This window comes from Campylobacter ureolyticus, from assembly GCF_013372225.1.
GTDB classification, from domain to species: Bacteria; Campylobacterota; Campylobacteria; order Campylobacterales; family Campylobacteraceae; genus Campylobacter_B; species Campylobacter_B ureolyticus.
In genome coordinates, this window is the sequence record NZ_CP053832.1 from 1184166 (window position 1) to 1198256 (window position 14091).

Here is a 14091-nt window from a genome sequence, read left to right on the forward strand (position 1 = left end):
TGTAAGTGGCATTTTACCACTATTTTAAAACTTATGCTTGAAAAATTACATTTTATCTCCTTGTTTTATAAAAAGAGTATAACTCTACTATACTGTGCTTTGGCTGTTGTTTATAAAAATAAATTATAAAAAATAATATTTTATTGATTTAACACAAAAATATGCTAAATTTATCTTATATTTTATAATAAGGTGTAAAAATGACAATGGAACAAATCAATGAAAGATTAAAAGATATCTTATCAAATAAATTTAAAGATAAACTCATAAAAGATAAAGACGTGGCTGATGCTTTAGGAATAGATCCAAACAACTACGCCCAGCTCAAATTTAGAAACTCAGTACCATATAAACAGATACTAGATTTTTTGTTTAAAGAAGGGATTTCAATTAATCTCTTTTTTTATGGCAAAGACGCTAGTAATAGCGATAATTTAAAAACATTAAGGATGTTTGATGTGGGGGCTTCTTTAGGCGGTGGGGCAAATAATGATGATGAAAGCTTTGAAAATGTGGTTATAAGTGAGCAAATTTTAGAAAAAAGTAATGTTAAGTTTTTAGGAAAGATTGATATAATCAAAGCTATTGGAGAAAGCATGGAGCCTTATATAATGGATGGGGATAGTTGTTTTATAGCAGTAGGAGCTGAGTTTAAAGATGGTGAAATTTATGCTATAAACACACCTGATGGGCTTATGATAAAAGAGTGCTACAAGCAAGGTGATGAGTTTATGCTAATATCTTATAATCCTATCTACTTGCCAGTAAGATACAGTATTTATGAGTGTAAGATAGTGGGAATGTTTATAGGCATTATAAGAGGTAGAGGAAAGCTTAAGATAAATCTAAAAGAAGTTTAGAGCGTTTTTAATACTTAAATATTTAGTTTTCGCATTAAAATGAGAAAAATGTAGCTCTTAATTTTCTCATTTAAGTAAAAACTTTTTTCTCATTTTTTTGGGGATTTAAAGTTTTTCTAAACTATGAAAAATAATAGAAAATTTATCTTAAAACACTCTTTTTATCATAAATTTTATATTTATAGTTTTCTCGCTTATAAAAATATTAAAATATAATGTCTAAAATTTAGCAATTATCTCTAATTTTAGATTTCACAAAATTATTTAATAGCTAGTTTTATATATTTTAATAAATTTCATACACGCTTTATCTAGTAATAAAATAAAACTAATTTTAAAAAGTTAAATTGTAAATAAAAAATATACTCTGATTTTATAAACAGTGTAAAAATCAAAGCCTAGAATTAAGATGAAAGTAGATATTACTATACTGCTTTTATCAAAAATGAACTTAATAAATTTAAAAAAATGAATCTTTCATATACAAAAGTAAATTTACCACTACTAGAAAAAGAATATCTTTTTCCAAAAGCAATATGGAATGATGAGAATATAGAAATAATCTATGAAAATTAGACCTTTAAAAAAATATAGAAATATTTTATAAACTAGATTTATTTATGTCTTAAAAGATCAGCTAGACTTTTTTTAGGATCTTTTCCATCTATTGTTAGTGAAACTTCTCTTGCTATTGGCGTATATATATTATGCAAATTTGCCAGTTTTAAAATAGCTTTTGAGGTTAAAATTCCCTCAGCAACCTCGCCCAATTCTTCCAAAATTTCATCTATTTTTTTACCTTGTGCCAAACCAAAGCCTACTCTATAATTTCTTGATAAATTGCTTGATGCAGTTAAAAATAAATCCCCTGCACCACTAAGCCCTAAAAAAGTTTCATCTTTTGCACCAAAAAATTTACCAAATCTTGCTATTTCTACAAGACCACGAGAAATTAGACTAGCTCTTGCGTTGTTGCCTAAATTTAACCCATCGCATATTCCACTTGCTATTGCAATGACATTTTTATATGCACCGCAAACTTCAGCTCCTATAACATCATCTGATGAATAAGCCTTAATATAGTGTGGAAAAAATGAGCAAAACTCTTTTGCTAGACTATCATTTTTAGAACTAACAACAATAGCGCAAGGTAACTTTTTTAAAACCTCGCTTGAAAATGATGGCCCAGAAAGAGTTGCTAAATTGCCTTCACTAACAAATTTAGCAAAAATTTCATGTAAAAACTCTCCACTTTTGGCATTTATCCCTTTTGAGGCAACTAAAAGTTTTTGGTTATTATAAACAAAATTTTTCTCAAGCCAAGACTTAGTTATTTGAGATGAAAGACTAAATACTAAATACTCACATTTTAAAGCTTCCTCTAGGCTAACAAAGTTAGATATATCTTTTTTAGTTCTTGAAGTTATAATGCATTCATTTTGAAAGCTAAAAGCATCGTAAAGTGCACTTCCCCATTTTCCAGCTCCAATAACTGCTATCTTAGCCATAAACAAACTTTAAAGTTTAGCTTTTAAAAGTTCGTTTACTTTTGCAGGATTAAACGCACCTTTTCCAGCCTTCATAACTTGTCCTACAAAAAACCCAAAAAGTTTATCTTTTCCACTTTTGTATTCAGCAACCTTATCACTATTTTTAGATAATACTTCATCTATAACTGCTAAAATTGAAGCATCATCGCTAATTTGTTTTAAGCCAAGCTTATCGATAATATCATCAACTTTTGCATTGTTCTCCATCATATTATCAAGCACATCTTTTGCTGCTTTTTGAGATATAGTATTATCTTCAATCCTTTTTAAAAGCTCACTCATTCTTAAACTATTAACTGGGCTTGTTTCTATAGTTAAACCATTTTTAAGTCTTCCTAAAAGCTCAACTGTAAGCCAAGTAACACAAAGTTTTGGATCGTGTCCTTTAGAGATTAAATCTTCAAAATAAACAGCCATAGCATAATCATCAATAATAACTTTTGCATCACTTTCTTTTATCTCGAGCTTTTCAACATACCTTTTAAGCTTTGCGCTAGGAAGCTCAGGTATATTAGTAGCTTCTTTCATCATTTCATCACTTATATGGATAGGAAGCAAATCAGGATCTGGGAAATATCGGTATTCTGCACTATCTTCTTTGCTTCTCATTGATTTAGTTGTTAAATTAACTGTATCAAAAAGCCTTGTTTCTTGAACAACTTCAGTTTCATATTTGCCATCTTCATAAGCTGAAATTTGACGATATACCTCATACTCAATTGCTTTTTGTATAAATTTAAATGAGTTTAAATTTTTTATCTCAACTCTTGTGCCGTATTTACTCTCACCTTTTGGACGAATACTAACATTAACATCGCATCTAAAGCTTCCTTCTTGCATATTTGCATCACTTATATTAATAAACCTTAAAATTGAGTGAAGTTTTTTAAGATAAGCAACTGCTTCATCACTACTTCTTAAATCTGGCTCGCTGACAATTTCTAAAAGTGGAGTTCCGGCTCTATTTAAATCAACCAAGCTTCTATCGCTTTCATGATTGTTTTTACCAGCGTCTTCTTCAAGATGAGCTCTTGTAATTCCTATTCTCTTATTGCTTACTTCGTCTGTGTCTATATATAACTCTCCATGCTCAACAATAGGGATAGTAAATTGAGAAATTTGATAAGCTTTTGGAAGATCTGGATAAAAATAGTTTTTTCTATCAAAAACAGAGTTTTGATTAATCTTTGCATTTACAGCCGTTCCAAAGCTAATTGCCTTTTTAACAGCTTCTTTGTTTAAAACCGGCAAAGCTCCAGGAAGTGCTAAGCAAACAGGGCAAACATGAGTATTTTGTTTATCTCCAAAACTTGTAGAGCAAGAACAAAAAATCTTGCTTTTTGTATTTAACTGACAATGAACTTCTAAACCAATAACTGTTTCAAATACCATATGATAATCCTTATAAAATTTCTAATTCATTATTTTACTATAAAAAGTTTTTAAATTTGATAAAGTTTTGTAATAAAAAGAATAAAAAACAAATTTAGCTCAAAATTGAGCTAAATTTTTAATAATTCAAAAATTTTAATGCTCGTCGATTACAACAGCACCTGCTAAATAAACATAACTTAAAACAACAAAAATAAATGTTTGAAGTATAGCCATAAAAGTCAAAAGTGCATAAGGAATCATCGGAACAAACCAAGGTGCGAGTGTTAGCATAACAAGTAAGAACAAATCATCACCTTTTATATTTCCAAACAAACGAAATGATAAAGAAACAATCCTTGAAAGATGTGATACCATCTCAATCACAAACATAAACGGAGCCATAACTTTTATTGGACCACAAAAGCTTTTCATATATTTAAAAAAGCCATTTATCTTAATGCCTTGATAGTGATAATAGATAAAAACACAAGTTGTAAGTGCAAGAGTTAAATTCAAACTAGCCGTTGGCGACTCAAAGCCAGGAACCATACCAACGATATTTGCTGTAAAAATAACAAGACCCAAAGTCCCAACAAGTGGTAAATATCTCCTTGCTAACTCATAGCTTCCCATCGCATCCTTTCCAATGGAAATAATGCCATTTATATAAGCTTCAAAGATATTTTGAGCACCATAAGGCACGAGTTGAAGCGAGTTTGTCGCCATTCTAGCAAGCATGACCACAATAGCAACGATAAGTAAAAAGTGAAATACATAAATAAAAGTGTGATTATAAGTAATCAAACTACCAGCAAATAAAAATATATCTTTTAGCATTCTAACCCCATAAATAAAAATTAATAAGTTATTTTACACTATTTTTGGTTAAACAATATTTAAATTTTACTTTTTATTTTACAATATCATATAAAATTTTTAAAATTGTCGCACAAACCATGATTAAAAACAGAGTTTTTATAAATTTTACATCTTTTTTAATCACCATGTTTGAACCCAAATATCCGCCTATCATCTGACCAATGCCCATCAAAAGCCCAATAAGCCATAAAATATGCCCGCCAAATATAAATACTATTAAAGCTACAATATTTGAAGTAAAGTTTAAAATTTTTGTGTTTGCAACAGCTTGTTTCATCGATAGCCCTAAAACACCAAGAAATGCAAAAGTCCAAAAACTACCAGTTCCAGGTCCTAAAAACCCATCATAAAACCCTATTAAAAGCCCAAAAATAATAAAAAACGCATTTTTACTCATCTTTGCTTTTTTTTGTGTTTCACCTAAATTTGGTGAAAAAATAGTATAAACTACAACAAAGATAAGCAAAATAGGAATTATATAATTTAAAAATTTTGGATCTATAAAAAGCACACTTATAGTTCCTGTGCAAGCACCAATAAGCGTAAAAATAATACCTATAAAAATCTCTTTAAAATTTATGAAACCTTTTCTAGTAAAATTTACAGTTGCTGAAAGTGTCCCAAAACATCCTTGAAGTTTATTCGTAGCAAGTGCTGCGTGAGGTGGTACACCAACTGCCATAAGTGCAGGCAAGCATATCAATCCTCCACCACCAGCAATTGCATCAATAAAACCACCAATAAAAGCAACCCCCACTAAAAGTATGATTTGCCAAATTTCAAACTCCATCTTTTTCTCCCGTTAAATATCTTCTAAAATTTCATCTATTTCGCCACTTTGACCAAGCCTATAAAGTCCAAAATCATACTTTATGGGATCATTTTTATCAAATTCTCTAAGTCTATTAGTTAACTCCAAAACTGCTTCAAAATCATAAGTTTTTCTACTCATTAAACCTAATTTTAAAGAAACTCTGTGTGTATGAACATCAAGTGGCATTAATAAATCTTTTTTATCAATACTTCTAAAAAGCCCCAAATCAATGTCTTTATCTCTTACCATCCATCTTAAAAACATATTGTATCTCTTATAAGGGGATTTTGGTTTTTTATCAAAGTTTTTACCAAAGAAAAACTCATAACCATCGCTTCTATAATCATTTAGTGAATAAATTGTAGAAATTAAATTATTAATACCATAAGCTAAATTTTCGCCTTTTTCAAAGCCTTTTTTTATCAAATTTTCTATATTTTCATCATTTTTAAGGCGTTTTATAGTTATAAATATCTCAGCAACATCGCGTGAGTTTTGAAACCTATATTTTTTATTTTTATAGAAATTTCTTATTTCATTGTCATTTTCATTTAAAAGTTCAAAATTTAAAGAATTTAAAAATTTAACTATCAACCTAGCATTTCCATAAGCAAACAAAGCACTAATTAATGCGATATTTGGCTCTTTAAACTTAGCAGCAACCCAAAGTGGGTCTGGATTTGCATACAAATTTTCTTTGCAATTTTTAATATCAGCGTGATAATCAAGTAAGGTTTTAAGGTTTTGCATTAAATTTCTTTTTTTTAAAATAAGTCATGCTTGTTTTTCCAAATTTTTTTGATTTAAAAAGTTTAAATTTGCCTATTGTTTCATCAAATTTAACATCGCTATTGTGTTCAATCGCTACTAAAAAAGCATTGTAATTAGATAAATTTTTTATTGCCTCACACACTTTTTTATAAATATCATCATAGCCATCTCTTATGTCAAATGGCGGATCAAAATAGATTATAAACTCATCATTATTTTCTTTTAAAAGAGCTTGCAAGCCATTAAAACAATCATTGTTAATTGCGATTAAATCACTGCTTATACCTTTAAAATTTGATTTTAAAATTTCAAATGCAGCCTTATCTTTTTCAAAACCGTAGCATTTTTTCGCACCATTACTTAGTGCTTCAGCCGCCATTACGCCACTTCCAGAAAACATCTCTATAAATATTTTATTTGCAAATTCAAATCTAAAAGTATCAAAAAAAGAGCCTTTTACTAAGCTTTTTGTACTTCTTGTTGTGCTCTTTGGTGGAATTAAAAGCTTTTTGCCTTTTAATTTTCCGCTGTTAATTTGTGTAAAAATTTTATTTAAATTAATAGGTTTATTTACAAAATTCATTGATACTCCCTAATAGTTTTTATCAATTTTAGTTTAAATTCATCACAAAGCAAAGCGATTTTATCTTCTAAATTTTCTTTTAAATTGCTGTCTTTAACAATAAAATCAAACTCTTCAAGCGCATAAAGAAGATCTTTTTTACTAAAAGGAAGCGCAAGATATGGTGAATCATCTCCTATGTAAAAAACTCTTTTATTGCTTTTTTTGTTTATATCACTTACGATAAAATCAGCTTCTTCTTCATCTGCCAAATAGTCTTTTAAAAAAATTTCTAAAGTCTTTTGCATAATCAAACATTCACAATTAATCGCAATTTTCACTTTTAATATCCTTTGCTAAACTCTATCATTTTAAATTTTTCACCCATTTCAATTATTAGTCTTTTAAGCTGCAAAACACCATTTTTATAGGCATTTTCACCAGCATTTTTAAGTAAAGTTTCTAAAATTTCATCTGCTTTAAAATTTATTAATGCCTTGCTTTGAGAGCAAAAATTCTCAAATTGTACATCTTTAAATTTCAAAAACTTATCTTTAATATTTTTAAAAACAACGTTATAAGTAATATCACTTTTTTGATAAAATTCTTTTAAATTTTTAATATCAAAAAAATTATAAACTTGATGTTTTGAAAAAACCCTTAAAGTAAAATCATCTCTTGGTGCAAAATCACCATAATCAAAACTTAAAAATCTAAATTTTTTTGAACTTTGATAAATTTCTAATAAAAATTTATCCAATTCCAAAACAACTTCACCTTTTTTTATACCCTGTTTTTTAGCTAAATCTACAATTTCTTTTGAAGCAGTTTTAAATATAGGTTTAAAATTTTCAATAAACAGCATCTTTTCATTATCCACAACTTCACATTTAAAAGTATCAAAAAGCTCATTTGATATAAAAAAAGCATTTTTAAATTTAGCCTCTTTTAGACTTGGCAAATGATTTAGTTTTACTTCTTTGCCTATTTTATTTTCAAAATTTGTTTTTTGAATTGTTCTTAAATTTTTAAATGGTTCAACTATAAAAAATTCAAAATTTTTAAGTTTTGTTTTATCAAAAGTATAAATTCCTTGGATTATATCACAAATCAAATGCCCTTCGTTTGCGCCTATTTCAACTATTTCAAAGTTTTCATTAAAACTCATTATATATTTTGCAATACAAATTCCAAAAAAAGAACCCACGCTTACTGAGGTATAAAAATCGCCTTCCTTGCCAATTTTTATACCTTTTTGATAATATCCATCTTCGCCAAAAAGCCAGCTGTCGATAAATTCACTAAATTTCATCTAGCCTATAAGCATTTTAAAGATGTTTTAAATCTTTTAAAGCCCTCTTTGATTTCATCTTTATCTATATTTAAAGGTGGTAAAAACCTAAGTATATTTGTGCCTGATTTTAGTATCAAAAGTCCATTTTCAAGGCATTTTTTATAAATAATATCTAAATTTTTACTATCTTTTAAAACAAGTCCTTGCATAAGACCAAGCCCAGTTCTTTTTTCAAATATTAATGGATAGTCTTCAATTATGTCATCTAAATGTTTTTTAAAATTTTTAATATTCTTATCAAGATCGCCACTTTTTTTAAGTTTTACAAGTTCATCAAGCGTTGTAAGTGCGACATTTGTTACTAAATTATTTCCACCAAAAGTACTTCCATGATCTCCAAATGTAAAAATATCTTCTTTGCTTACGCAAGCTCCTATTGGAACACCACCACCAAGTCCTTTGGCAAAGGTTATGATATCTGGTTTGATACCATACTCTTTAGAGGCTACAAACTCACTAGTTCTATATACACCGCACTGAACCTCATCTGTTATTAAAAGTAAATTTCTTTGTTTTAAAACTTCACTTAGCTTTGCAACACTATCTTTATCAAGAGCTCTTACACCACCCTCACCTTGGACAAGCTCTATAATAACAGCCACAGTTTTTTCACTAATGTTTTCTATAATCTCATCAATTGAGTCAAAAAACTTAAACCCATCAGGATATGGTGCAAAATTTTCAGAATGAAATTTATCTTGTCCAGTTAGCTTTAAAGTTGCAATTGTTCGGCCGTGAAATGAGTTTTTTAAAGATAAAATTTCATACTTTTTTTCTTTAAAATTTTTGGTGCCGTATTTTCTAGCAAGTTTTATTGCACACTCATTTGCCTCAGCTCCTGAGTTGCAAAAAAACGCGTATGTTTTATAACCTAGTAATTTTGATATTTTTTTAGCAAGTTTTTCTTGCGTTTCATTTTTATATAAATTTGAAGTATGAAGTATTTTTTTACTTTGCTTATTTATAGTTTTTAAAATTTTATCATTTGCATGACCTAAAGAACAAACTCCAATTCCAGCTGCAAAATCAATATAATCTTTACCATTTTTATCTATTAAAACAGAATTTTTACCTTCTATAAAAACTATATCTTCTTTTTTATAATTACTCATTAAATAGCTCATTTTTCCTCCTCAATTTTTGGTAATCTCCAATTTTTCTTATGTGCAATCATCCTAAAAACCACACCAAAAGCAAAAAGTATCATTATAAAAAACATATTGTTTAATCCAACTAAATCCATAAAATAATAAATTAGCCCCGTTACGATGCAAACTGTTCCATAAAACCCTGTTTTCATAAACCATGGAACTTCATTATACAACATATCTCTAAAAATTCCTCCGCCAACGCCATTTGCAAGAGCTATTAACAAAACTCCAAATATATTGTATCCATACTCTAACGCAACCATTGAACCGACAATTGAAAAGCTAACTATATCTATAGCATCGCTCATAACAAAAAGTGTGCTTTTATCAAGACTTTCTCTTTTTGTATGAATTTTAAAAGCCATGGCAAATAAAATCACCGCCAAAACAATACTTATAGGCATATAGTGAGTAAAAGAATAAACATCTCTACCAACTAAAACATCTCTTAAAATTCCACCACTTAAAGCAGTTAAAAACGCAGCCATAAAAATGCCAAGTAAATCACACTCTTTTTTAACTCCATATAAATAACCACTAAGCGCAGCTGATGCAATGCCAATATATTCAGTTAGAAGTAAAGCGGTCAATGTTTTCCTAGTTTTAAAATTTAAAAGATATTTTACACTAAGCTTATAAAACTTAGTTTAAATTTTAAAATTCAAGTATAAATTTAGTTTTATTGTCATCTGCTTTGCATGAAATTTTATAATTAAGCTCATCGCTGTATTTTTTAACCAAGCTTAGTCCTATTCCAAAACCAGCTTGAGCTTTGCTAAATCTTGCATATTTTTTAAAAATATCATTTAAATTTTTAGCTTCTATTTTTTCTCCAAAATTTAAAATTTCAAATTTATTTTTATCTAAAAAAAGAGAAATTTTACTATTTTCATCGCTATATTTTATAGCATTTGAGATTAAATTATCAAAAATTACATCAAGTTTTTTTATATCAGTTTTTTAAAGCCACGTTATTTAAATTTGAATCAAAACTTAAATTTTTTTCACTCATCATAGGGCTAAAATAACTTATCTTTTCTTTTAAAAAGTCCTTTAAATTTATAAATTCTAAATTGTTTGGTAAATTTTTTAAGGTTAGATTTATTAGCTTATCGTTTAAGCTAGATAAATTATTGGAGGCTTTTTTTATATTTAAAAGATATTTTTTTGGATTTTTGTCAAACATTTCAATACTCATCAAAATCACACTTAATGGTGTATTTATATCATGAGTTGCATTTTCTATAAAAGAATTTAAAGATGAAATTTTATCAAATAAAGGTCTAAGTGAAAGGCGAATTATAAAATATCCAACAAAAGATAAAAATATAAAAGAAAATATAAAAATAATTGAAATTTTAATAAAAAGAAGATTTATTTCTTTTTTATAGGTTTTATCTTTTAAAATTACATTATAGTTTAAAACTCTTTTTTTAGCATGTATATTATCTGATAAATAAAACTCTTTATTTGATATAAAAATATGCTTACTAATTTGTTTTAAGTCTTTTTTATCATTTAAAACAAAGTCTTTTTTTAAAATTTCTCCAGAATTTAAATCTTTTATAAAAAATAAAATATCTCCATTTTGAGTAAAATCATAGTTTAAAATACTATTTTGTGTCTTTACTAAAAAATTTAACTCTTTTAAAATACTTGAAAGCTCAAAACTGTTTTTTTGAATAATTAATTTTAAATTTGAATCGTATAAAGTTTTCATGAAAAAAATCAAACACAAAAAACTACTAACAAAATAAAGCAAAAAAATAGGAAATATAAATTTACGCATAAATATACCCTACTTTTGGTCTTGAGACTATTTTTTTCCCTAAGTATTTACGAAGATTTCTTATATAAACTCTTAGACTTAATTCGCTTGGAATTTCATCATAATCCCAAATTGAACTATAAATTTCTTCTCTAGTTAAAACACAGTTTTTGTTTTGTAAAAAAAGAGCTAAAAGGCGACTTTCTTTATTTGATAAATTAACAGCTTTGCCATTTTTATAAAGTGTTTTTTTATAAATATCAAAACTAAGATTATCTCCAAGATCTTCTATTTGATTAGTTTTGTGTGCATAATTTCGCTTTATTAAGTTATTTACTCTAAGAAGAAGTTCTGCTAGTTCAAATGGCTTTTTTAAATAATCATCACAGCCACTTAAAAAGCCTTTATTTAAATCTTTTATATCATTTAATGAAGTTGTAAATATACAAGGCGTTAGCTTGTTTGCATTTCTAAGCTCTTCTAGTAGCTCAAATCCATTTCCACCAATTACCTTAACATCAAAAATCCAAAGATCAAAGTCATTTTCATAAGCTAAATTTAAAGCTTTTTCATAACTTTTTACTGAAGTTGTTTCGTGATGATTTGCGTTTAAGTATTCGCAAATCATCTCATTTAGCATACTTTCATCTTCTAAAACTAATATTTTAGACAATTTTTAGCACCCACATTTTCTTTGCTTTTTAGGGCAGTTATCAAAGTCTTTTGTGCAGTCATTATGTTTTTTGCAGCTGTAGTTTTGATCCATTTTTTGACATTTTTTGCCTGTTTTTGGGCACTCAAAACCTTTATTGCAACCTTTTAAATTATTTTGACAACCTTCAAAATTTCCCGCTATGTTTTGGCTATGCGCACAAGAGTTTCTTTTAGCATGAAAGTCATTTTTTAGATATTTTGAGCAAATTTTCATATCAAATTTAGCTCTATCATCTTTGCTTAACTTGGCTAATTCATCATAAGTTTTTATATAAATTTCATTTTTAAAAACTCTTGCTTCTTCTTTTGACTTTCCTTTTAAATTTTCTTTCATTTTATTATGAAAACTTAAGCATTCTTTGCTCATATCAAGCCCATCAACACTTGCTTTTTTCTTTATTTCAAACCCTGCTTTTGATAATGAATCTACATCTCCAACTTTAATTTCATCGACGCTGTTTGCAAAGCAAAATCCTAATGTAATAAATAATGTTAAAATTAACTTTTTCATTTTTTTCTCCTTAATTTTTAATTTGAATTATTTTATATAAATTTTGTGAAGTAAATGTTAATTTAAACTTACTCTACTCATCAAATAGTGCATAATTTATAGCCTCTATGAATTTTAAAGGCTCAACGCTATTTGCATTTACCATTATTCCAAAATGAAGATGAGGCCCACTTACTCTTCCTGTTGCGCCACTAAGTCCGATAACTTCACCTTTTTTAACTAAATTTCCAACCTCTACATTAATTTTACTTAAATGATAATATTGTGAGTAAATTCCGCCACCGTGATTAATCACAACTGAATTTCCAGCATAAAATCTCTCTTTTGCTATCATTACAACCCCGTCATTAGCAGCCTTTATAGGAGTTCCAACGCTAGCTCTAAAATCAGTCCCTGAGTGATAACTTTTTAAATTTCCATTAAAAACCCTTGCATTGCCAAAATTTGATGTAATAACTGAATTCATAGGAAGTTCGAATTTGGAATTAAATAAAAGTTTATCTGTTTTTGTTCTATAAATAGAATAAGCCTCTTTGCTTTCTTTTTTAATGCGTTTTAAATTTTCTTTATTTGGATTTGCTTTGCTGCTTGAAACAGTTATATTTTCTTTTTTATAACCACCCTCAATAAGTTTAAATTTTATAATTTGTTCGTCGTTATTAAATATATGCCTAACAATAATATCATTTTTATTTCTATAATTTGAACTAACAAAAGCTATTTTTTCACCTTTTTTAACAGGATTATCAAGCCAAATGCTTTTTTATCATTTATAAAAAGTTCTCCTGCAAACTCTCTATTAACTTTTAGAATTTCAGTCTCTCCATTTATAATCTCGTTTGCATTTAAACTTAGCAAAATAGCTAGTAAAATGATGATTTTCCTCATTTTTGCTCCATTTTTATTAAATTTATGTTAAATTCTCATCTATTTAAAGACAAAATAAAATTTTATTGTTATAATAACATAAAACTTTATTTCAAAAGGATGTAGGATATGAAAAAATTATTAGTTTTTGCTTTTGCATTTTGCTTAAGCCTTAGTGCAGATGTTTTTCAAAACGAGCAAGTTTATGCTGCTGCAAATGTTGTAAAATCTTTTGGTTGTGATAACAACAACACAGTTTCTGAAAAATATCTAGAAAACGTCAAAGCTGTTGCAATTATCCCTGATGTAACTAGAACAGGTGCTATTGCTTCAACTCAAAGAGGAAAAGGTGTATTTTCTATGAGAGATTTAAATGGAAACTGGACACCACCAATCATGATAACATACTCAAGTTTTGGAGCAGGTCCACAAGTAGGAATAGAATCAGCTGATATGATACTACTTTTCCAAACAAGCAAATCTTTTAGAGATATTTTTAAAGGACAAGACTTACTTGGCTTAAATGCAGGTGGAACTATCGGAGAGGGAAGTATGGCAGGAAGAACTACTGATTTACCTGAAGTTTCAGCTTATATAGTAAAAACCGGTAAAACAAGTGGTGTTTATTTTGGAGCAAGTTTAGATTTTGGAAGAATTATTATAGATGATCAAGCTACAAATGATTATTATGAAAGAATCTATGACTACCAAGATATTTTAAATGGCTCTCCAAGAGATTCAAAATATACAAAGATGCTTAAACATGCTCTTAATGTATATTTAGCAAATGATAGAGAAAAATTTAGATGCGATATTGATAAATTTATCGTTAAATAAAACTTAAAAAGGTAGGATTAATTTCTTACTTAATTTTTACAAAACACTTTAGACAAAGAGCCAAGCATGTTTTAAACTG

16 protein-coding genes and 1 pseudogene are annotated in these 14091 nt (G+C 27.8%); 2 read left to right on the forward strand and 15 right to left on the reverse strand.

The genetic code is table 11. From position 1 onward, the window contains the following. The first annotated feature begins 200 nt into the window (after positions 1-200). A complete protein-coding gene (locus CURT_RS06055; protein WP_018713702.1) occupies positions 201-860 on the forward strand; it encodes a S24 family peptidase in 660 nt (219 codons plus the stop codon). Positions 861-1474: 614 nt separating this feature from the next. Here the strand turns inward: CURT_RS06055 and CURT_RS06060 are convergent. The 15 genes and pseudogenes from CURT_RS06060 to pgp3 form a co-directional block, all read right to left on the reverse strand. After that, entirely contained in the window at positions 1475-2368 is an 894-nt protein-coding gene (locus tag CURT_RS06060; protein ID WP_018713701.1) for an NAD(P)H-dependent glycerol-3-phosphate dehydrogenase, read from the reverse strand. Between the two features lie 9 nt (positions 2369-2377). Continuing rightward, entirely contained in the window at positions 2378-3802 is a 1425-nt protein-coding gene (gene gatB / locus CURT_RS06065) for an Asp-tRNA(Asn)/Glu-tRNA(Gln) amidotransferase subunit GatB (protein ID WP_018713700.1), read from the reverse strand. A gap of 135 nt (positions 3803-3937) precedes the next feature. Beyond that, positions 3938-4621 (reverse strand): F0F1 ATP synthase subunit A, encoded by a 684-nt coding sequence (locus tag CURT_RS06070; protein WP_018713699.1) that lies wholly within the window; start codon positions 4619-4621, stop codon positions 3938-3940. Between the two features lie 73 nt (positions 4622-4694). Beyond that, the gene (locus CURT_RS06075; RefSeq protein WP_018713698.1) at positions 4695-5453 is read right to left on the reverse strand and encodes a TSUP family transporter; all 759 of its coding nucleotides are present in this window, start codon (positions 5451-5453) and stop codon (positions 4695-4697) included. A 12-nt stretch (positions 5454-5465) separates the two neighbouring features. Continuing rightward, positions 5466-6227, reverse strand: coding sequence for a TIGR02757 family protein (locus tag CURT_RS06080; protein ID WP_018713697.1), 762 nt, complete (start codon positions 6225-6227; stop codon positions 5466-5468). After that, positions 6214-6831, reverse strand: coding sequence for a 16S rRNA (guanine(966)-N(2))-methyltransferase RsmD (gene rsmD / locus CURT_RS06085; RefSeq protein WP_018713696.1), 618 nt, complete (start codon positions 6829-6831; stop codon positions 6214-6216). Before rsmD ends, CURT_RS06080 begins: the two co-directional genes overlap by 14 nt. Then, on the reverse strand, positions 6828-7151 hold the full coding sequence (locus tag CURT_RS06090; protein ID WP_018713695.1) for a hypothetical protein: 324 nt from the start codon (positions 7149-7151) through the stop codon (positions 6828-6830). The genes rsmD and CURT_RS06090 overlap by 4 nt, the downstream gene beginning before the upstream one ends. Before the next feature lie 2 nt (positions 7152-7153). Then, positions 7154-8122: an SAM-dependent methyltransferase gene (locus CURT_RS06095; RefSeq protein WP_018713694.1), complete on the reverse strand. Its 969-nt coding sequence runs from the start codon at positions 8120-8122 to the stop codon at positions 7154-7156. A gap of 5 nt (positions 8123-8127) precedes the next feature. Beyond that, a complete protein-coding gene (locus tag CURT_RS06100) occupies positions 8128-9288 on the reverse strand; it encodes an aspartate aminotransferase family protein (RefSeq protein WP_018713693.1) in 1161 nt (386 codons plus the stop codon). Then, positions 9285-9905, reverse strand: coding sequence for a trimeric intracellular cation channel family protein (locus CURT_RS06105; protein WP_018713692.1), 621 nt, complete (start codon positions 9903-9905; stop codon positions 9285-9287). Before CURT_RS06105 ends, CURT_RS06100 begins: the two co-directional genes overlap by 4 nt. A gap of 64 nt (positions 9906-9969) precedes the next feature. Further along, a complete protein-coding gene (locus CURT_RS09615; protein WP_081617956.1) occupies positions 9970-10266 on the reverse strand; it encodes a sensor histidine kinase in 297 nt (98 codons plus the stop codon). 1 nt (position 10267) lies between these two features. Next, on the reverse strand, positions 10268-11035 hold the full coding sequence (locus CURT_RS06115; RefSeq protein ID WP_169478840.1) for a sensor histidine kinase: 768 nt from the start codon (positions 11033-11035) through the stop codon (positions 10268-10270). A gap of 61 nt (positions 11036-11096) precedes the next feature. Further along, complete coding sequence (locus CURT_RS06120; RefSeq protein ID WP_018713689.1) at positions 11097-11756, reverse strand: response regulator transcription factor; 660 nt, start codon at positions 11754-11756, stop codon at positions 11097-11099. Positions 11757-11759: 3 nt separating this feature from the next. Further along, positions 11760-12308, reverse strand: a complete 549-nt coding sequence (locus CURT_RS06125) for a hypothetical protein (RefSeq protein ID WP_018713688.1) — start codon at positions 12306-12308, stop codon at positions 11760-11762. A gap of 73 nt (positions 12309-12381) precedes the next feature. Next, a pseudogene (pgp3, locus tag CURT_RS09650) lies at positions 12382-13196 on the reverse strand (peptidoglycan metallopeptidase Pgp3). 108 nt (positions 13197-13304) lie between these two features. Here pgp3 and CURT_RS06135 point away from each other — a divergent pair. Then, positions 13305-14012, forward strand: a complete 708-nt coding sequence (locus CURT_RS06135) for a lipid-binding SYLF domain-containing protein (RefSeq protein WP_018713685.1) — start codon at positions 13305-13307, stop codon at positions 14010-14012. The last annotated feature ends 79 nt before the right edge of the window (positions 14013-14091 follow it).